19 protein-coding genes are annotated in these 18,475 nt (G+C 66.2%); 12 read left to right on the plus strand and 7 right to left on the minus strand.

What is annotated here, in order from left to right:
- The first annotated feature begins 43 nt into the window (after positions 1-43).
- The 3 genes from AAHS21_RS11725 to AAHS21_RS11735 all read left to right on the plus strand — a co-directional run bounded on the left by AAHS21_RS11725 (position 44) and on the right by AAHS21_RS11735 (position 2,149).
- A complete protein-coding gene (locus AAHS21_RS11725; protein WP_342927819.1) occupies positions 44-271 on the plus strand; it encodes a hypothetical protein in 228 nt (75 codons plus the stop codon).
- 141 nt (positions 272-412) lie between these two features.
- Complete coding sequence (locus tag AAHS21_RS11730; RefSeq protein WP_342927820.1) at positions 413-799, plus strand: hypothetical protein; 387 nt, start codon at positions 413-415, stop codon at positions 797-799.
- 183 nt (positions 800-982) lie between these two features.
- Complete coding sequence (locus AAHS21_RS11735; protein ID WP_342927821.1) at positions 983-2,149, plus strand: LLM class flavin-dependent oxidoreductase; 1,167 nt, start codon at positions 983-985, stop codon at positions 2,147-2,149.
- On the opposite strand, the gene AAHS21_RS11740 is transcribed toward AAHS21_RS11735, so the two are convergent.
- Positions 2,133-3,707 carry an FAD-dependent monooxygenase gene (locus AAHS21_RS11740; RefSeq protein ID WP_342927822.1) on the minus strand — a complete coding sequence of 525 codons (1,575 nt, stop codon included), beginning with the start codon at positions 3,705-3,707 and terminating at the stop codon, positions 2,133-2,135. The two genes, AAHS21_RS11735 and AAHS21_RS11740, sit on opposite strands and share 17 nt — an antisense overlap.
- Positions 3,708-3,832: 125 nt before the next feature.
- Here AAHS21_RS11740 and AAHS21_RS11745 point away from each other — a divergent pair, with 125 nt between their 5' ends.
- Entirely contained in the window at positions 3,833-4,129 is a 297-nt protein-coding gene (locus AAHS21_RS11745; RefSeq protein WP_342927823.1) for a hypothetical protein, read from the plus strand.
- Positions 4,130-4,143: 14 nt separating this feature from the next.
- On the opposite strand, the gene AAHS21_RS11750 is transcribed toward AAHS21_RS11745, so the two are convergent.
- The gene (locus AAHS21_RS11750; protein ID WP_342927824.1) at positions 4,144-4,590 is read right to left on the minus strand and encodes an SRPBCC family protein; all 447 of its coding nucleotides are present in this window, start codon (positions 4,588-4,590) and stop codon (positions 4,144-4,146) included.
- Positions 4,591-4,816: 226 nt separating this feature from the next.
- Here AAHS21_RS11750 and AAHS21_RS11755 point away from each other — a divergent pair, with 226 nt between their 5' ends.
- The gene (locus tag AAHS21_RS11755; RefSeq protein ID WP_342927912.1) at positions 4,817-5,866 is read left to right on the plus strand and encodes a serine hydrolase domain-containing protein; all 1,050 of its coding nucleotides are present in this window, start codon (positions 4,817-4,819) and stop codon (positions 5,864-5,866) included.
- Positions 5,867-5,891: 25 nt separating this feature from the next.
- Here the strand turns inward: AAHS21_RS11755 and AAHS21_RS11760 are convergent, their stop codons facing one another.
- The 3 genes from AAHS21_RS11760 to AAHS21_RS11770 form a co-directional block, all read right to left on the minus strand.
- Positions 5,892-7,436 (minus strand): allophanate hydrolase, encoded by a 1,545-nt coding sequence (locus AAHS21_RS11760; RefSeq protein WP_342927825.1) that lies wholly within the window; start codon positions 7,434-7,436, stop codon positions 5,892-5,894.
- Positions 7,433-8,839, minus strand: a complete 1,407-nt coding sequence (locus AAHS21_RS11765) for a TIGR00366 family protein (RefSeq protein WP_342927826.1) — start codon at positions 8,837-8,839, stop codon at positions 7,433-7,435. The genes AAHS21_RS11760 and AAHS21_RS11765 overlap by 4 nt, the downstream gene beginning before the upstream one ends.
- A 96-nt stretch (positions 8,840-8,935) precedes the next feature.
- Positions 8,936-9,313 carry a hypothetical protein gene (locus AAHS21_RS11770; RefSeq protein WP_342927827.1) on the minus strand — a complete coding sequence of 126 codons (378 nt, stop codon included), beginning with the start codon at positions 9,311-9,313 and terminating at the stop codon, positions 8,936-8,938.
- A gap of 95 nt (positions 9,314-9,408) precedes the next feature.
- Here AAHS21_RS11770 and AAHS21_RS11775 point away from each other — a divergent pair, with 95 nt between their 5' ends.
- From AAHS21_RS11775 to AAHS21_RS11800, 6 genes are all read left to right on the plus strand, one after another.
- Complete coding sequence (locus AAHS21_RS11775) at positions 9,409-11,232, plus strand: fatty acyl-AMP ligase (RefSeq protein WP_342927828.1); 1,824 nt, start codon at positions 9,409-9,411, stop codon at positions 11,230-11,232.
- Between the two features lie 134 nt (positions 11,233-11,366).
- Entirely contained in the window at positions 11,367-13,694 is a 2,328-nt protein-coding gene (locus tag AAHS21_RS11780; protein WP_342927829.1) for an arylsulfatase, read from the plus strand.
- 31 nt (positions 13,695-13,725) lie between these two features.
- A complete protein-coding gene (locus tag AAHS21_RS11785; RefSeq protein WP_342927913.1) occupies positions 13,726-14,397 on the plus strand; it encodes a GAP family protein in 672 nt (223 codons plus the stop codon).
- A 67-nt stretch (positions 14,398-14,464) separates the two neighbouring features.
- Positions 14,465-15,121 carry a hypothetical protein gene (locus tag AAHS21_RS11790; RefSeq protein WP_342927830.1) on the plus strand — a complete coding sequence of 219 codons (657 nt, stop codon included), beginning with the start codon at positions 14,465-14,467 and terminating at the stop codon, positions 15,119-15,121.
- Between the two features lie 117 nt (positions 15,122-15,238).
- Positions 15,239-15,607, plus strand: a complete 369-nt coding sequence (locus AAHS21_RS11795; RefSeq protein ID WP_342927914.1) for an STAS/SEC14 domain-containing protein — start codon at positions 15,239-15,241, stop codon at positions 15,605-15,607.
- A gap of 33 nt (positions 15,608-15,640) precedes the next feature.
- Positions 15,641-16,393: a DUF2071 domain-containing protein gene (locus AAHS21_RS11800; RefSeq protein ID WP_342927831.1), complete on the plus strand. Its 753-nt coding sequence runs from the start codon at positions 15,641-15,643 to the stop codon at positions 16,391-16,393.
- A 7-nt stretch (positions 16,394-16,400) separates the two neighbouring features.
- Here the strand turns inward: AAHS21_RS11800 and AAHS21_RS11805 are convergent, their stop codons facing one another.
- Entirely contained in the window at positions 16,401-17,168 is a 768-nt protein-coding gene (locus AAHS21_RS11805) for an SDR family oxidoreductase (RefSeq protein WP_342927832.1), read from the minus strand.
- 58 nt (positions 17,169-17,226) lie between these two features.
- Here AAHS21_RS11805 and AAHS21_RS11810 point away from each other — a divergent pair, with 58 nt between their 5' ends.
- Entirely contained in the window at positions 17,227-17,706 is a 480-nt protein-coding gene (locus AAHS21_RS11810; protein WP_342927833.1) for a nuclear transport factor 2 family protein, read from the plus strand.
- Here AAHS21_RS11810 and AAHS21_RS11815 read toward each other — a convergent pair.
- Positions 17,703-18,458 (minus strand): DJ-1/PfpI family protein, encoded by a 756-nt coding sequence (locus AAHS21_RS11815; protein WP_342927834.1) that lies wholly within the window; start codon positions 18,456-18,458, stop codon positions 17,703-17,705. The two genes, AAHS21_RS11810 and AAHS21_RS11815, sit on opposite strands and share 4 nt — an antisense overlap.
- Between the last annotated feature and the right edge of the window lie 17 nt (positions 18,459-18,475).

Below are 18,475 nucleotides of genomic sequence, written 5' to 3' on the forward strand. Positions count from 1 at the left end.
GGACAGACGTGCAGCAGACCTAGAACGGCGAAAGGACACTTCGATGAAGTCTTCAACCAAGATGACGATCACGACCTTCGGTGCGGCGAGCGCACTCGCACTCGTCGTCGGAGTCGGCGGCGTCGGGCCCGCCCCGGCCGCAGCCGCGCCCGCCCCGATGACCCACGCGTCGTCGAGCGCCGCGCCGGCGAGCCAGCACGTTGCCGCCGCCCCCGGCAATGTGCACCAGGCAGTTCTCGTCGCTTGCATCTCGGGCCTCAACTGCGGATAGGCGCCAATCCGCATCAAGCAACCGGTGGCCCATCTCGACTACGAGATGGGCCACCGGTATGTCCGCTCCTCGTTGTGCGGTTTGCGGCACGCACCAACGGGTACGAGGGAATGAGTTTCGCTGAGTGTCGGGAGGAGTCTGATGAGAACGGAAGCTCGGACCGCGGTCGCGCTTTTCGGCGGTGCGGCCATGCTCGTTTTGACGGTTGGCTGCGGTGGAGGCGGCAACAAAGCACCTAGTAGCACCACAACTACGACGACCAACACGACGTCCAGCGTCGCGCCGTCGACGGCCCCGGATACCGGCAGCCCGAGCGGCACCGGCGGACCGGGCGGCGGCGGTGGCACCGTGCCCGGTGGCCCGACCGGCGGTGGCGGACCCGGCGGGGGAGGCGGCAGCATTCCCGGCGGTCCCACCGGTGGTGGCGGGCCCGGCGGCGGTAGCGGCAGCATCCCCGGCGTCGGTGGCGGCGGCGGCGGACCCGGTGGTGGCGGCGGTTGCATCGGCAACATCTGCGGTGGCACCTGATCGCACTTGCCTGACTAGGACTTGCTCGGGGTAGCCGAGGGGGTTATGTCGATCTGGCCCCCTCGGCTGAGCAACCAAAAACGCGGCGGTTGAGACAATCCACGCTGTCGCGCCGCTGATCTATTTTGAGGCTCGCCGGCCTGAGTTATGGTTCTCCGCAACGCGTCAGCAAGGAGACCTTCGATGGCGAAGCTCAGGTTCGGATACTTCATCGCGCCGTTCCACCGCGCGGGCACCAATCCGACGTTGGCCATCCAGCGCGACCTCGAGTTCGTCCAACACCTCGACGCCCTCGGCTTCGATGAAGCGTGGATCGGCGAACACCACTCGGCCGGCAGCGAAATCATCGCGTCGCCGGAGATCTTCATCGCCGCCGCCGCGGAACGAACCAAGCGGATCAAGCTGTGTACCGGGGTCATCTCGCTCTCGTATCACAACCCGCTGTGGGTCGCCGACCGGCTGATGATGCTGGACCACCTCACCCATGGCCGAGTGATCGGTGGGGTGGGCCCCGGCTCGCTGCCCAGCGATTCGTCGATGATCGGGCTGACCCCGACCGACACCCGGGAGTTGTTGGACACCAACCTCGACATCGTGGTCCGGCTGCTGCGGGGGGAAACGGTGAGCGCCAAGACACCCACGCATGAACTCCACAACGCCAAGCTGCAGCTTGCCCCGTACTCCGACGGCGGGGTGCCACTGGCGGTGGCCGCGGTCGCTTCCCCGACGGGCGCACGGCTGGCCGGCCGGCACGGCATCGGCCTGCTGTCCATCGGCGCGACGTTGACCATCGAGGGCTTCAACGCGCTGCAATATCACTGGGACATCGTCGAAGAACGCGCCGCGGTGTTCGGCACTGAGGTCGATCGCCGGAACTGGAGCCTGGTCGGGCCGTTCCATATCGCCGAAACCGACAAGCAGGCGCGCGAGGACGTGAAGTTCGGCCTCGAGCCGTGGTTCCGGTACTTCCAGAAAGTGGCCGCGTTCCCGCAGATGACCATGCCGGGCGAGCAGATCGACGAGATGATCGACGTCATCAACGAGAACAGGGCGGGCGTGATCGGCACCCCGGAGCGGGCGCGGGCGCAGGTGCAGCGGATGTGGGACCAGTCCGGCGGCTTCGGCTGCATGCTGCAGATGGGCCACGAGTGGGCCAATCCGGCGGCCACCAAACGGTCTGCCGAATTGTTCGCCGCCGAGGTGATGCCGCACTTCCAGGGTCTTGCGCAGCCGACGCTCGATGCGGCCGCGCGGGCCAGCGAAGCGCGCGAAGGGCTGGCGGAGTCGCAGAATCAGGCCGTCGAGCACATGACCAAGAAGTACCAGGACGAGCTCAACTCGAAGGCGTAGTCGCGCACAGCCCGAACCAGCGCGCGAGCGCCCGGCGAAGTTCGGCGACATCGGGCAACGCCGCCGACGATGCCCACGCCACGTAGCCGTCGGGGCGCACCAACAGTGCGGTGGCCGACACCTCGCCATCGGGCCGTCCGACAGCGACGGTGAGCTGGTCGGCGGCGTCGGTGACCGCGGCGGCCACGCAGCCGGCCTCGGTGAGATCGATCAGCAGGGGGAGTCCGGTGCGGGCCAGCTCCGCCACGCGTCGCGTCTGGCCGCCGTTGCTGACGCCGAACTCCGGCACCCAGTGTCCGGTCAGCGGATGTGCCTGCGGGTCTGCGCTGTAACGGTTTTCGGCCCCGGATATCAGGTTGCTCAGGCGGCGCGCGATGTCGGAATCGGTGAGCAGTTCGGAAAACAGTTGCCGCAGGGCGGTGACCTCGGGCCCGGGCCGCACGAGTGCCAGCTGCGCGCGGCTGTGCATGATGACGCGCTCTGCCGCGGGCCGGCGTTCGGCTTCGTAGGTCGTCAGCAGTTCGGGCTCGACGCGCCCACGCAGGACCGCGGCAAGCTTCCAGCCGAGATTCACCGCATCCTGCAGGCCCAGATTGAGCCCCGGGCCGCCCATCGGGGAGTGGACGTGCGCGGCGTCGCCGACCAGGATCACCCGTCCCGCCCGATACCGCGACGCGATTCTGGAGTTGATCCCGCAGAACCTGCGCAGATCCGGCGCTGCGTCGGGGGACACGGCCCGCAGCGGCACGTCGGCACCGAGCACCCGCTTGGCGCTGGCCTCCAGTTCGGCCAGGCTCATCGGCGGTTGGTCGTCGGCGTCGTCCAGGGGTTCTTCGCGGGCCGCTGCGTCCAGCTCGAAGACGATCATCGCCGCGCGGCCACCGAGCGCGCCGTAGGCGAAAACACCGTGATCGGCCCGATGGAACTGCAGCGGGGGCACCCGGCCGAACCCGGGGACGTCCAGCCCGCCGCTGACCGGGTCGATCCAGTCGGCGGGCGGCAGTACGTCGAATCCCATCCGGGCGACGAGGTCATACGACGACATCCCGGGGAAATCGATGCCGGCCAGCTTGCGCGTCATGCTGGTGCCACCGTCGGCGCCGATCAGGTACTTGGTGCGCAGCGCATAGGTTCCGCCGGGCCCGGCGACGTCCACCGTGACAGCGGCGGCGTCCTGGTCGAAACCGATCAGCGCGTGACCCCACCGAAGGTCGACGTCGTGCTGGTCCGCCCGATCGGCAAGCGCCTGAACCAACTTGGGTTGCTGGACGGGCAGCAGGAAGACCTGCGAGTCGATCATCGACGTGAGATCCAACGGGAAGGCCGCGAACATCGGGCGAGGGTTGAGCCGGGGCGGGTCCGAGGTTCCCGCGAGGGCGCCATAGAGGCCGCGATGGTCGAGGATCCGAACCCCCTGCCCGATAACGCCGTTGGCACGCCGCATGGGGTTAGGGCCGGGCATCGGGTCCAGCACCACCGGACGGATCCCGTTCAATGCCAGTTCGCCGGCCAGCATCAGCCCGTTGGGACCGCCACCGGCGATGACGACGTCAATCACTTAGCCCAGCTTAATAGTTGCGGAGCGGGCCGACAAACATCGGCGCAACTGACAGCGCCGGATTTCATAATGCGGCACCAGCCGCCTCCCAGCGCAGAGCTAACAACGCGGCGCATACCTGGAGCATGAGCACCCCTGGGCACCACCAGTTCATGCGAGTCGTCTTCGCCGGGGTCGCGGGCATCGCGATGACGGCATTCGTCGACGCGGCACACGTGCCGGCCACTAACGGCACATCCGGCCACGTGCGCTTCACCGCCGACGACAACGACGACCAGGCGCAACTACAGCAGCAATTGGCTCAGCAGCAGTTGCTGTTGTCCGAGCAGCAAGCCGAGCAACAGAACGAAGCGGCACAACAGCAGTTCGAGCAAGACATGCAGCAGGCGCAGCTGACCGAACAACAGGCCAACGACCCCTAGCGTGCGCCGTCAGGTCAGCGCTCGGCCGCCTTCACAAGGCGATCCGCCAGAAGCTTGACCGCGCCGCCCAGCGCCGCGCGCGTCGCCGGCCCGGTTCCGCGAATCCTCTCGACGAACGATCCCGACCAGCGGATGTCGGTGCCGCCGGCCGCGTTGGGCGTCAACACCACCTCGCCCCGGTAATCCTTTGCCGGCGATGGCCCCACCAGCTTGTAGACCTGCCGGCGATCCTGCTCGTACTCGACGATCTCCTCACGCGCCAGGATCGGAGGCACCCCGATCTGACGAATCGCGCCGACCCCACCCGGCGCCGGATCACCTTGGCGCGCCCAGCTCGAGCGCAGCACGATCGGCTTGGCCCAGCTCGACCAATTGGCCCCGTCCGCCAGCAGCCGGAACACGGTTGCGGCAGGCGCACTACAGGTCCGATTGACCTCAAACGAAAATTTGCGACCTGACATAGCCGCGTACCCTACCGCCACCGCGATGGGCCCGGTCCCGGGGTGCGGACCTGCGTCGACGCGGGTGTCGAGGCCGGTGAAATCCGGCACACACCGGCTGTCTCACGTGCATACTCACCGTGTGCGGGTTCCGGGTGGTCGTGGTGTAGCGCGGCGGCCCCATCGGAGGACGCGAGTGTCACTGGTGTTGTGCGCGGTCGTGTTATCGCTGTGCAGCTGCGACAAGGTGACCGTCACCCCTGCGTCGAAACCGCCCACGTCTACCAGCAGCGCCGTCACTTCGAATGACAACTCGCTGATCAAAACCAACAGTCAGCGGGTGCTCGACGACGCGGTCAACGCCGCGGGGCCGGGCTGCTCGGCCGCCGTGGGTTCCAAAGGCACCGTCGTGTGGACCGGAGTGCGCGGCGTTGCCGACACCGCGACCGGCGACCAGATCACCCCCGACACCGTGTTCGACATCGGCTCGGTATCCAAGCAGTTCACCGCCACCGCCGCCCTGTTACTCGCCGATGCGGGAAAGCTGGCCCTCAACGACACACTCGCCCAGCACCTACCGGAATTCCCCAAATGGGCCGCCACCGTCACGATCACCCAATTGATCCACCAAACCAGCGGCATTCCCGAGTACGAAGGGCTGCTGGTAAAGCAGGGGTTCGCGGTCAGTGACCGGACCACGCAGGAGCAAGCGCTGCAGGCGGTGGCGGCGGTGCCAAAACTGAATTACCAGCCAGGCAGCCAATTCCGGTACTCCGACTCCAACTATTTATTGCTCGGCGAGATCGTGCACCGGGTGTCGGGCACGCCGCTGCCGCAATTCCTCAGCACGGAAATCTTCGGTCCGCTCGGCCTGGGGATGGTGATGGATCCCGTCGGGAACGTTCCGCATAAGGCTGTCGCCTACGCCGGCGGCAGCGACGGATATCGGATGACCGCTTCGGCCTGGGAACAGATCGGCGACGGGGCGGTCCAAGCCTCTCCCAGCCAGCTGGTGCAGTGGGGCGACAACTACCGAACCGGTCGCGTGGGTGGGCCCAAGCTACTGCAGGCGCAGCTGGCGGGGGCGGTGGAGATCGGGCCCGGCATCCCCGTGCATTACGGCGCCGGGATCTACATCAAGGCCGACGGCACGCTCGACCACGACGGCGCCGCACCCGGCTTCGTCACCGCTTTCCGCGTCAGCAAGGACCGGCAGACAGCCATCGCGGTCAGCTGCAACACCGACGACCAGATCCCGGAAGCCTTGACCGACTCGTTGGCGAAGCTCTGGATGTAGCTCGCTACCAACATTTTCGCCAGCCTCAGCCGATCACACCGGTGACCGTGCGGCCGTCCTTGAGTTCGAGATTGGTCACGGCCATCGACGCGGGCAGGGTGGCAACCAAATTGCCCAGGCCGGCTTCGGAGATCCGGAACAATTCACCCGTCCGGCCGTCGGCTGTCCGGATGTGTTCGACGAACCGGGCGCCGAGCCGCTGCAGCGGCCGGTGCAGTGGCTGTCCGAACACCGCCAGTTCGACGCCGCTGCGCACCAACAGTTCCGAAGCGGTGCCGATCAGTCGCGCGCCGATATCGGCAGCGATCTGGTCGTTGAAGGCGGGGACCACGATCGTCACGCCGAACGGAGACCCCGCAGGCGCCGGCGCGACGGGCACGGTGACCGCGGCCATGTCGAGCAGATTGCAGAAATTGGTATACGTGCCCATGCGACGGCTGATCCCGACGGGATCAGCGCTTACCTCACTGCGCGTGGGATGTTCGGTGGTGGTGGGCAGCAGCAATGCGTCGAAACCGGCGAGCAGGCAACCAGCATCGGCCCGCGCCCGCACCAGCGTGTCCAGGTCAGCGGCGAACGCTGGGCCGGTGACTTCGCGCGCCGAGGTAATGATCGATGCGACGACGGGATCCGCGCTCGCCGGTGCGGTCTCCAGGAATTCGCCGACCGCCGCATAGCGTTCGGCGACGATCGCGCCGTCATACAGCAGCAACGCGGCATCCAGCAGCAGGGAGATGTCGACGGGCGCGACGCTGCACCCGGCGTGGATCGCACGACGCACGGACTGTGCGAACGCCTCGCGGTAGCCGGGGCACAGCGCGGTGAGGTTCGCGGCTTCCGGGATCGCCAGCCGTGGGGCGTCCGGCGCCGCGAGGCGAACATCGGCGGGCCACGGGCGGCTGCGCGGATCGCGCGGGTCGGGTCCGGCCATCACGGCGACCGCGGTTTCGGCCAGCGCGAGGTCGTCCGCCAGCACGCAGACGGCGTCGTAGCTCGCGCAAGCCGGGACAACCCCATGGGTGGGGATGATCCCCAGGGTGGGTTTGATGCCGACCAGACCGTTGAGCGCGGCGGGGACTCGAATCGATCCGGCAGTGTCGGTGCCGATGCCGATATCGGCGATGCCCAGCGCCACGGCGACGGCGGAACCAGAACTCGACCCTCCTGAGGCCAAGTCCGGATGACGCGAATTACGAACGGCGCCATAGGGACTGCGGGTGCCGGCCAATCCGCAACCGAATTGGTCGAGATTCGTCTTACCGAGCACGACGGCCCCGGCTTCGCGGAGTCGTTCGATGGCGACCGCCGTGGCCGCCGGCTGGTAGGCGAACTCGCGGCATCCCGCGGTGGTCGGTAGACCCGCCACGTCGATGTTGTCCTTGACGGCGACCACCAGCCCCGCCAGGGGCAACCGCTCACCCGCGGCGAGGCGGTGTTCGACGGCCACGGCATCGTCGCGCACGTCGGCCTGCTCGCGCAGCGTGATCCAGACCTCGGGCCGGTCGGCCTCGGCGATCATGCGATACGCGGCGGCCACCCGCGCAGTCGGTGAAAGACGCGTCGGCTTCACAAGACGTGGGGCGCGATCAGGACCGCTGCGCCGGCGACCGCGAAACCGATCAGGAACGCGATCACCGTAAAGCCCATCACCTGACGCACGTTGAGCTTCGCGATCGCCAGCACCGGCAATAGCCAGAACGGCTGAATCATGTTGGCGACACCCTCGCCGACGGCGACCGACATCGAGATCAGTCCCAGGTAGGCCGGCGAGTGCTGGCCGATGGCCAGTGCCGAACCCACCGCGATCGGCCCCTGCACCGCCCAGTGCCCGCCGCCGGACGGGACGAACAGCGAAATGATAACGGAGCCAACGAATGTCAGAAACGGCAGCGTGTACTGATCGGCGCCGCGTACTAGGGCCTCGGCGAGCACCGTCTGCAGCGCGCGACCGGATCCCGCAGGCAAATAACCCAGCAGGCCGGCGATTCCGCCGTACAGGGGATATTGCAGCAGTAATGGGCCTGACACTTTCGCCGCGCCGGAAAACGCGCGGATAAAGCGAATCGGCGTGCCATGCAGCAACGCACTGGTGACGGTGAACAACATGATCATCGACGAGATGTTCAGCGCGAAACCGCTCACCACGAAATACGTTATGCCAGAGGCGAATACGAGGACGTTGAGAATCCAGAGGCCCTCCAGCCGCTCGGCGAACGTCGGTGGACCCTGCGGCGGATCCGGTACCGGCTCTTCGCCGAACACCGCCGGGTCGGGTTCCAGACTTTCATCGGGTTCCATCCGCCAGATCGTGGCGGCGACCAGCGCCACCATCGCGATGACGGCGACCCAGCTGTAGGGCTGAAAGATCGTCAACTTCAGCGGCACGATCAGTCCGGTCATCTTGTGAATCACGTTGATGGGGCTGGTCGTATCGGTGTTGGCCAACGCGATCGACGACGACAAGCCCTGCGTCCAAACCAGGTAGCCCATAAACCCGGTCGCGATCAGGTAACCGAAATGCACGTGGGGGAGCCGCTTTGCGACCTGTCGCGCGACCAGTGCACCTGCCACCAGGCCCAGTCCCCAGTTCAACAGCGAGAAGAGGCTACTGACACCGAAGCACAGCAGGGCTCCCTGCACCTGATTCTTCGGTTTACTGGCCAGTGCGATGATGGCCCGTTTCACGACGGGTGCCTCGGCCAGCGTGTAACCCGTGACCAGGATCAGCACCATTTGGAACGCGAAGGTGAAGATGTTCTGCGCGCCCCACACTCCGCCGTACCACGCTTTGAGCACCCCGGTGGGTGTCGCGCCCCGGACGAGCAGCGCGACAAGTCCGACCACGATCAGCGTCAGAATGACGGCGAACAAATACGGGTCGGGCATCAAGCGTTCGACATACCGGACGCACAGCATCGTGAGTCGCTGCATGAGGCCGCGACGCCCGACATGTTGTTCTTTCGTGGTCGTCATCGGCCCGCCCTTAACCGCGCTGCTGCGCCCGCGTCGTGCGCTCGTTGAATAGTGGAAACGCTTAGGTAACTCTAGATTGGTTGCCGCCGCGTGGCCTTAAATGAACTCGTAGACAAAGACAACGACGATTGCCACCGCCAGCAGAATCAGGCTCACGACGATGACGGCACGGACACCGCGGGACTGGCGATGGAACCAGTGCTGCAGTTGGGAAAAGCGCCAATCCGTCCACGCATAGGCGCGCGCGGCCCACAGCGCTTCGACCGCGAGCAAGCGGAACGCGACCAGCAGCCCGGGGATCCCGACTTCGGGGAGTAACACGATCAGCGGAATGGACGCGACGAGCAGCACGCCGCCCAGCACGGCAAGGCTCACCCGAACCGCCATCGCCTTGGCCCGCCACTGAGCGCGATAAGCGAGCACTCGGGCCAGTGCGGCCTCGCGCGTCTCGGGGTGTTGATCGGGAGAGTCCACGGTTGCTCCTCAAGGCCCCCGCGGCGGTGTCGACTCGGACTCTAGCCGACGGCCGGATCCGAAGCGCGGTATCGCGGCCCACCTAGACTGCGGGTATGGATGACGGTTCCCGACAGGACTCCGTGGCTCCAAAAGGCCTGCTACGAATAGAGGATTGCCTGAACGCCAATGGCGAGATCTCGTTGCCGCCGGGAACCACGTTGATTTCTCTGATCGAGCGCAACGTAGACAATGTCGGCGATTCCATTGCCTACCGCTACCTGGACCACTCCCGCGCGCAAGGCCACACCCTCGAAGTGACCTGGGCCCAACTGGGTGTCCGATTGGAAGCCATCGCCGGACGCATCCAGCGGTTCGCGGGCGATGGCGACCGGGTGGCGATTTTGGCGCCGCAGGGCCTCGACTACGTCGCCGGCTTCTACGCCGCGGTCAAGGCGGGCACCATCGCGGTGCCGTTGTTCGCACCCGAGCTGCCGGGCCATGCCGAGCGCCTGGAGACGGCACTGCGCGATTCCGAGCCGACCGTGGTGTTGACGACCTCCGCGGCGAAAAACGCAGTCGAAGACTTCCTGGCCGAGTGCGCCCAGCTGCGCCAGCCGCACGTCGTCGTCATCGATCAGATCCCCGACTCGGTTGGGGAGTCGTTCGTCCCCGTCGAGCTGGACATCGACCGGGTTTCCCACTTGCAGTACACCTCGGGTTCGACCCGGCCGCCGGTCGGCGTCGAAATCACCCACCGGGCCGTGGGCACCAATCTGACCCAAATGATTCTGTCGATCGATCTGCTGAACCGGAACACCCACGGGGTGAGCTGGCTGCCGCTGTACCACGACATGGGACTGTCGATGATCGGCTTTCCCGCGGTGTACGGCGGCCATTCCACGCTGATGTCGCCGACCGCGTTCGTGCGCCGGCCGCAGCGGTGGATCCAGGCGTTGGCCGCGGGGTCCAGGGAAGGCAACGTGGTCACCGCCGCACCCAACTTCGCCTACGAGTGGGCGGCACAGCGCGGCCTGCCGGCGGCCGGCGACGACATCGATCTGAGCAATGTCGTGCTGATCATCGGCTCCGAACCGGTCAGCATCGAGGCGATCGCGACGTTCAACAAGACGTTCGCGCCGTACGGGTTGCCGCGCACCGCATTCAAGCCGTCGTATGGCATCGCGGAGGCGACGCTGTTGATCTCCACGATCGAGCCGAGCGCCGAGGCGAAGGTGGTCTACCTCGACCGTGAGCAGCTGGGCGCGGGGCGCGCGGTGCGGGTCGGCGCGGACGCGCCGGGTGCGGTGGCGCACGTTTCGTGCGGTCGGCCCGCTCGTAGCCTGCGGGCGGTGATCGTCGACCCCGACACCGCCGACGAATTGCCCGACGGCATCGTTGGCGAAGTCTGGTTGCAGGGCGACAACGTCGGCCGGGGCTACTGGCGGCGCCCCGAAGAAACCGAGCGGACATTCCACGCGCACCTGCGGTCGCGGCTGACCGAGGGCAGCCGCGCCGAAGGGTCGGCGGCCGAGCGCTGGTGGCTGCGGACCGGCGACTTGGCCGTGTATTTGGACGGCGAGCTCTACGTCGCCGGCCGCATCGCGGACCTGGTGGTCGTCGGCGGCCGCAATCACTACCCGCAGGACATCGAGGCCACCACCGCCGAGGCGTCGCCGATGGTGCGACGCGGCTACGTGACGGCCTTCGCGCTGCCGGACGACGGTGGCGTGGTGATCGTCGCCGAGCGCGCGGCGGGCACCAGTCGCGACGATCCGCAGCCGGCGATCGAGGCGATCAAGGCCGCGGTGTCGCATCGCCATGGCCTGACCGTTTCCGACGTGCGCTTGTTGCCGGCCGGGGCCATTCCCCGCACTACCAGTGGGAAGCTGGCGCGCCTGGCCTGCCGCGCTCAGTACCTTGGTGGGGGCTGGCGTTAGCGACTGGCTCGAATTCCGGTGAATTCTGCAGTCCGAATTGTGGTCGCTCCCGCATCCCATTACGGTCAATTCGCCCGACCAAATAACTCACTCACTTCGATGATCGCCGGCCAGGCGCGAGTCAGGGAGGCACGATGGTCGACCTACCGCGGGTGGAAGACGAATTCGCCGGAATCGTCAAGCCATCGATAGCCGAATCCACCGCCGTCCCGACATCGATCGCCTATCCACCGCCCGGTGCTCCGAACGTCGTCGTGGTACTGCTCGACGACGTCGGATTTGGCGCCGCATCCACATTCGGCGGCCCGGTTCCGACGCCGTCGCTTGATCGTGTCGCCAATATTGGGTTGCGGTACAACCAATTTCACACCACCGCCCTGTGCTCACCAACGCGCGCTGCGCTGTTGACCGGTCGCAACCATCACAGCGCGCACATGGGCACCATCTGCGAGATCGCCTACGGTTTTCCCGGCTACGACAGCGTAATCCCGCTGAGCACGGCCACGATCGCGCAAATTCTGCGGATGAACGGCTATGGCACCGCGTTATTCGGCAAGGCGCATTTCACGCCGACGTGGGAAACCGGCCCAGCCGGCCCGTTCGACCGCTGGCCCACCGGACTCGGGTTTGAACGCTTCTACGGCTTTCTCGGCGGTGATACATCTCAATACGAACCGGCCCTCTACGACCAGACCACGCCTGTTGAGCCCTACCTCGGCCGTGACGATTACCACCTGACCGAGGACCTTGCGGCGAAGGCGATCGACTGGATCCGGTTACAGAACAGCTCCGCCCCGTCGAAGCCGTTCTTCGTCTACTTCGCGCCCGGAGCAACACACAGCCCCCACCAGGTGTGGCCGGAATGGTCGCAGCGCTTCGCGGGCCAATTCGACGACGGCTGGGATGCGTTGCGGGAAAGCATATTTGCGCGCCAAGTCGAGATGGGAATCGTTCCGGAGACCGCGAAGCTGACACCGCGGCCCGAGCAAATACCGGCCTGGGCGGACTATGACGACCGGTACAAGCCGGTGGCCCGACGCCTGATGGAGGTCTATGCGGGCTTCCTGGCGCATACGGATGCCCAAGTCGGTCGGCTGATCGACGCTATCGACGAGTTGGGCCAGTGGGAGAACACGTTATTCATCTACGTGTGCGGTGACAATGGCGCCTCGGCGGAAGGAACATTGCACGGCGCGTGGAGCTCGCCGGCGTTCCAGAACGGCCTGCCCGAAGACCCCGAATGGCTGCTGGAGCACCTGGCCGACTTCGGCACGCCCCGTTGCGAGAACCACTACAACGTCGGCTGGGCCTGGGCGCTCGACGCGCCGTTTCAGTGGATGAAGCAAGTGGCATCGCACTTCGGCGGGACCCGCAACGGTCTCGCCATCTCCTGGCCGCAGGGGATCAGCGCGACGGGGGAGCAGCGCAGCCAATTCCATCACGTGATCGACATCGTCCCCACCATCCTCGACGCCGCCGGCATCGACATGCCCACCCGCGTCAACGGCGTCGAGCAGAAGCCGATCGAGGGTGTCAGCATGCGGTACTCGTTCGACGACGCCGCCGCGGCCAGCCGCCGCACCACGCAGTATTTCGAGATCTTCGGCAATCGTGCTGTGTATCACCACGGTTGGATCGCCTCGTGCTTCCATGGGCGGCTCCCGTGGATCCGCACCCAGCGCCAAACGGATTTTGGCGACAGCGAACGCTGGGAGCTCTACCACCTCACCGAGGACTTCAGCCAAGGTATCGACCTGGCCACCCGATACCCGGAGAAGCTCAACGAACTCAAGGCCGTATTCGACGCCGAGGCGCGCAAATACGACGTCTACCCGCTCAACGATGCGACATTGGCCCGGGCGCTGCCCGCCAACCGGCCCAGCCTGCTCGCGGATCGTACGTCGGTCACCTATTACGCCGGTCAGGTGCGCATTCCCGAAACCGCGACGCTGAGCTACACCAGCACGTCGTTCGAACTGCGCGCACAGTTGCGCATCCCGCCGGGCGGCGCGCATGGGGTGGTGATCTGTCTCGGCGGGGCGATGGGTGGGTGGACGCTGTACCTGCGGGACGGCATTCCGCATTTCGCCTACAACTATCTGGGTCATGCGCTGACGACGATCGCTGCGCCGGCTCCGTTGCCGGAAGGCCAAGTCACGCTGGGACTTTCATTCGACTACGACGGCGGCGGGTTCGGCAAGGGAGCATCGGTGTCGCTGCACGTCGACGAGACCGCGGTGGCCGGCGGCCGGGTCGAGCTGACCGTGCCGTTTCGATTCTCGATGAGTGGCGAGACCCTGGACGTAGGCACCGACACCGGCTCCCCGGTCGCGCCGTACGGGCACGACTATCGGTTCACCGGCGGTATCGACCGAATCGACGTCACCGTACGCCCGCACCCCGCCGACCTGGCTGACGCGATCGCGGAGGCGGAAATGCGTGCCGCGCTCGGTGCGCAGTAGTCGAAACACTAAGGCCCGACCGGTGACCGACATGTGGAGCAGTCTTCTCCCGCTGATTGCCGGAAGCGCTTTCGAGCCGATCGAACTCATCATCACAATCATGCTGCTGGGCACGCCTTTGGGCGTCCGGGCTGCCGGAGCCTGGATAGGTGGGCATGTCAGCACCCGACTGCTTCAAGGGTTGATCTTCGGCATGATCCTGCATTGGGGAAAGCGCGACGCGCAGTCGCATCACGCCCACCACTGGATTGTGTCGACGATCCTTCTAGTCGTGGCGTTGCTTTTCCTGGTCACAGTGGCGCGAGAGCTCTTTGGGGCCGACGATCCTGCGGCGCCGCCGCCGAAATGGATGACCATGCTGACATCGGCGTCGCCGACCATAGCGTTCCTCATCGGCGCGGGGATCGTGGCCGTCTCGCTAAAAGCGTGGGTCTTCACCCTGGCCGCGATCAGCGTCATCGGCAACGCCGAATTGGGCCGAGCGGCTAACGTCGTTTCGTACGTCGTGTTCGTCGCGCTTGCCGCGATCGGCAACCTACTCATCGTCGGCCTGGCGGCGATCTTCCCGGGAAGATCGCGCCCCGTGTTGGATCGGACGCTGGCCTGGCTTCAACACAACGACCGACCCATCATGATCGTCGTGGGCTTCGTGTTCGGAGTCTGGTTCGGGATCAAAGCCCTGAACGGCTTCGGGCTTCTGTAGCCGGCCACGCCGAGAGCCGGCGCCCTGAGTCCCCGCCGTGCCGGTCCGGTGGTGGCATCCTGGCCGTATGGGTCTGATCATCCGGCTGGCGGAGTTCCTCATTCTGCTGCTGCCGCTGGTAGGCCTGGCCATCGGCGCGGTACGCGCCTTCGGGGCGAACAAGCGGCGGGCCTCCGAAGCGCTGGAGCCAACGGCGCCGCCGCCCGAACCCACCGCCAACAGTCAAGCCGCGCAGTGGCGATCACTGCGACGCATCCTCGACGAGCACCACCGCACCGACACGCGCTGGCTGGAGTACGAACTCGACGTCGCCAAACTGCTCGACTTCCCGCTGATGACGGATCTGCGCGATCCGCTGACCGTCGCTTTTCACAAGGCCAAGCTGCGTGCGGACCTGTTGCGGCCCGTCAAGGCCGAGGATCTGCTCGATGACCGCGAATCCGCCGCGCGCTATCAAGTCGCCGTCGAGGATTACGTGACCGCGTTCAACGTCGCCGAGGCCGAGGCAATACGCAGACGCCGCAACGACTTCTCACGCGAGGAACAACAACGCATCACACGCGCCCAGCGCCTGTTGCGGATGGCCTCAGACGCCGCCGCCGCGCCGCAGGAACGGCAAAGCGCCTACGAGTCGGCCCGCAAAGAACTCGACGGGCTGATCGTGTTGCCCGCCACCACCCAGGCCAGCATCGAGCGCGGAATCTCCGGTGAGATTGAGAGATAGGGCCTTTCTAGGGGCAGCGTGATGCCTTTGGGCCCTTATCGGCAACTGTCGGTGGGCGGCATCATGACGGCATCGCCATCGTCGGCGACGAACATCACGATCATCGAGGAGCCTGCCATGATCGAATACGATCTGGACAAAGAGCATTCCATCTTGGAGGTGCGACCGAAGGCCGCGCTCGACAAGCAAGATTTCGTCGAACTGGCGCAAGCGGTTGACCCCCTGATCGAGGCCCATGGCGACCTTGCCGGCCTGATTGTCAACGCGGCGTCGTTCCCGGGTTGGGACAGTTTTGGGTCCATGGTCACCCACTTCCGCTTCGTTCGGGACCATCATCGGCACGTCAAAAAGGTTGCGGTGGTGACCGATTCGCACCTGGGCGATGTCGCCGAGCGGCTGGCCTCGCATTTTGTGTCAGCCGAGATCCGGCATTTTCCGGCGGGAAAGCCGGACGAGGCGCGGCAATGGATCCTTACCGGATCCTGATGCGCTGACCCTCGGGCGTGTCACGATGATGAGGTGACCGCAACCGGGCAACCCGACGACGCGCTTGCCGGTTACCCGGTCAACCCACCGCCGCTGCCCGGCCCGGTCACGTTCGACCAGCAGTGGAGCGATCTGACGTTCGTGCATTGGCCGGTGCAACCCGACAGCGTCGCACGCCTGTATCCACCGGGGACGCGTCCCGACGTATTCGCCGACGGGTTTACCTATGTGGCGTTGGTCCCGTTCATGATGACGAGCACCAAAGTCGGTGTCGCCCTGCCGCTTCCGTACTTCGGCAGCTTCGCCGAGACCAACGTCCGGCTGTATTCGATCGACGACGCCGGGCGCCACGGCGTCCTGTTCCGGTCGCTGGAAACCGCTCGACTGGCCGTCGTTCCCGTCACCCGGATCGGCCTCGGCGTCCCCTACACCTGGGCCAAGATGCGGGTGAGCCGCGCTGGCAACCACCTCACCTATGACAGCGTGCGGCGGTGGCCGCGCCGCGGCCTGCGCAGCCGGCTGACCGTCGCCGTCGGCGACGAGGTGGAGCCGACGCCGTTGGAGGTCTGGCTCACCGCTCGTTGGGGCGCGCATACCCGCCGCGCCGGCCGGACGTGGTGGGTGCCCAACGAGCACGGACCGTGGCCGCTGCGCGCGGCGCAGATTCTCGAGTGCAGCGACGAACTGGTCGACGCCAGTGCGGTGCCGCGAGCCGGCGACCGACTGCGCGGCCTGTATTCGCCAGGTGTACGAACCCGCTTCGGCCGTCCCTGCGTTGTTCGGTGACGAGGTCTCAGGGGATCGTGTATCCGCCATCGATCACGACGTCCGAACCGGTCATGTAGCTGGACGCATCGCTGGCCAGGTAGACGTAGAGGCCGGCGAGTTCCTCCGGCCGGCCGATGCGGCCGAGCGGAATCTTGGGCTCCCACAGCCGGTGATACTCCGCCATCGGTTCGACGAGTTCGGTGAGGATGTAGCCCGGGCTGACGCTGTTGACCCGGATGTTGTGCGGCGCGAGCTCGACGGCCATCGCTTTGGTCAGGTGGATGACCGCGGCCTTGGAGGTGCAGTAGTGGCCCGCCTGTTGCGGGACGTTGATGATGTGGCCCGACATCGAGGCGGTGTTGATGATGGCGCCACCGCGGCCCTGGCGGACCATCGCGCGCGCCGCCGCCTGCGCGGTGAGGAATACCCCGTTCACATTCGTATCCTGGATGGCCTGGAATTCCTCCGGCGACATGTCCAGCATCGCTTTCAGATTGATGATCCCGGCATTGCAGACGGCGATGTCGATGCCGCCCAACTCCGCGACCACCTGGTCGACCATTCGGTTCACCTGATCGGGCCGAGTCACGTCACAGGTGATCGGCACGACCGTGTCACCGGCCGCGGCGAGCTCGTCGGCGACCGTCTCCAAGACGTCGGTATGCCGTGCCGCAATGGCGACTTGCGCACCGGCCTGCAGGTAGGCCTCGGCCACCTTTTTGCCGATACCGGTGGACGCACCGGTCACTAGAGCCGTCCTGCCGCGCAAATCAAACAACTCCAACACGCTCATTCGATATCCCTATTCAGACGAGTCACGCAGAACCAGAACACGTTCTAGTGTGTCCGCTATGGGCAACTTCAGCAGGGCCGAAATCGAGCAAGCCGTCGAGCACTACACAACCGTGGCGGAAGGGTGCAGCGCGTCCGGCGACTGGGCGCCTTTTGCGGATTTGTTCACTGAGGACGTTGTCTACATCGAACACCACTACGGCGTCTTTCACGGCCGCGAGGCGGTCAGGGAATGGATCGTCGCCGTGATGGCGCCATTCCCGCACATGCGCTTTCCCAGCGACTGGATCGCCTACGACGAGGACAATGACGCCGTCGTCATCATGATCAAGAATCTGCTCGACCACCCGAGGGACCCCGATGGGGAACCGTTCTGGTTCCCGAACTGGACTCGACTGGTCTACGCGGGCAACGGCCTGTTCTCCAGCGAGGAAGACATCTACAACCCCAACCGCGATGCGCCCGGTGTCGTCGCGGCCTGGATGGAGGCGGGCGGGCAGTTCGCGTCAACCGAGTTCCTGCAACCCAACGCGCACTAGGCCTTCGGGGAAACCGCGACGAGGTCGGGCTGTCGCTTGCGGCGGCGCGACCGGACGGTCGACAGCACCTGATCCCAGGCGATCATCGTCGTTGCCTTGAGGTTGGCCGGCTTGGCGCTGTCCTTCGAAAGCAGCGCGGTGGCAGCGGCTTTCGTGGTTGCTGACGCCTTCGACAGGTGACCGGAGTCAAACGGAGGCTGCGGGTCGTATTCGATCGCGAGCTGGATCGCCTTGGCGCGGCCCTCGCCCCCGATCTCGCCGGCCAGCCAGAACGCAAGGTCGAGTCCCGCGGATACGCCGGCACTGGTGATGACGTTGTCCTGGCGCACCACCCGCTCGTCGCTGACCGGGATCGCACCGAATCCCTTCAGCATCGGGATCGCCAGCCAATGCGATGTGGCGCGGCGGCCCTCGAGCAGGCCGGCCGCGGCCAGGATCACCGAGCCCGAGCACACCGACGCCGTCCAGCTCGCGGTTTGATGTGCCGCGCGCAGCCAGTCCAGCAGCACCTCGTCGCGGGCGTGCACCGGAGTCGACGGCCCACCGGGCACGAGAATGACGTCGGGCGAGGGGGTTTCGGCCAGCGAATGCGTGGCACCGATCACCAGTACCCCGGAGTCCGCGGTGACCGGCCCGGATTCGTGCCAGACGAACCGCACCTCGGCGCCCGGCAGATTGCGCAGCACCTCGTACGGTCCGATCATGTCCAGCGCGGTGAATCCGGGGTAAGCCACGAAGGCGATCTGAGTCATCGATGCGGTCCTTTCTG

Source organism: Mycobacterium sp. 050272 (genome assembly GCF_039023525.1).
Classification (GTDB): domain Bacteria; phylum Actinomycetota; class Actinomycetes; order Mycobacteriales; family Mycobacteriaceae; genus Mycobacterium.

Coding starts and splice junctions, on each gene's coding strand:
- AAHS21_RS11785 (WP_342927913.1), top strand. CDS start 13,726: ATGTGGAGCAGTCTTCTCCCGCTGATTGCCGGAAGCGCTTTCGAGCCG.
- AAHS21_RS11805 (WP_342927832.1), bottom strand. CDS start 17,168: ATGAGCGTGTTGGAGTTGTTTGATTTGCGCGGCAGGACGGCTCTAGTG.
- AAHS21_RS11775 (WP_342927828.1), top strand. CDS start 9,409: ATGGATGACGGTTCCCGACAGGACTCCGTGGCTCCAAAAGGCCTGCTA.
- AAHS21_RS11790 (WP_342927830.1), top strand. CDS start 14,465: ATGGGTCTGATCATCCGGCTGGCGGAGTTCCTCATTCTGCTGCTGCCG.
- AAHS21_RS11815 (WP_342927834.1), bottom strand. CDS start 18,458: ATGACTCAGATCGCCTTCGTGGCTTACCCCGGATTCACCGCGCTGGAC.
- AAHS21_RS11735 (WP_342927821.1), top strand. CDS start 983: ATGGCGAAGCTCAGGTTCGGATACTTCATCGCGCCGTTCCACCGCGCG.
- AAHS21_RS11795 (WP_342927914.1), top strand. CDS start 15,239: ATGATCGAATACGATCTGGACAAAGAGCATTCCATCTTGGAGGTGCGA.
- AAHS21_RS11780 (WP_342927829.1), top strand. CDS start 11,367: ATGGTCGACCTACCGCGGGTGGAAGACGAATTCGCCGGAATCGTCAAG.
- AAHS21_RS11810 (WP_342927833.1), top strand. CDS start 17,227: ATGGGCAACTTCAGCAGGGCCGAAATCGAGCAAGCCGTCGAGCACTAC.
- AAHS21_RS11750 (WP_342927824.1), bottom strand. CDS start 4,590: ATGTCAGGTCGCAAATTTTCGTTTGAGGTCAATCGGACCTGTAGTGCG.
- AAHS21_RS11745 (WP_342927823.1), top strand. CDS start 3,833: ATGAGCACCCCTGGGCACCACCAGTTCATGCGAGTCGTCTTCGCCGGG.
- AAHS21_RS11725 (WP_342927819.1), top strand. CDS start 44: ATGAAGTCTTCAACCAAGATGACGATCACGACCTTCGGTGCGGCGAGC.
- AAHS21_RS11730 (WP_342927820.1), top strand. CDS start 413: ATGAGAACGGAAGCTCGGACCGCGGTCGCGCTTTTCGGCGGTGCGGCC.
- AAHS21_RS11765 (WP_342927826.1), bottom strand. CDS start 8,839: ATGACGACCACGAAAGAACAACATGTCGGGCGTCGCGGCCTCATGCAG.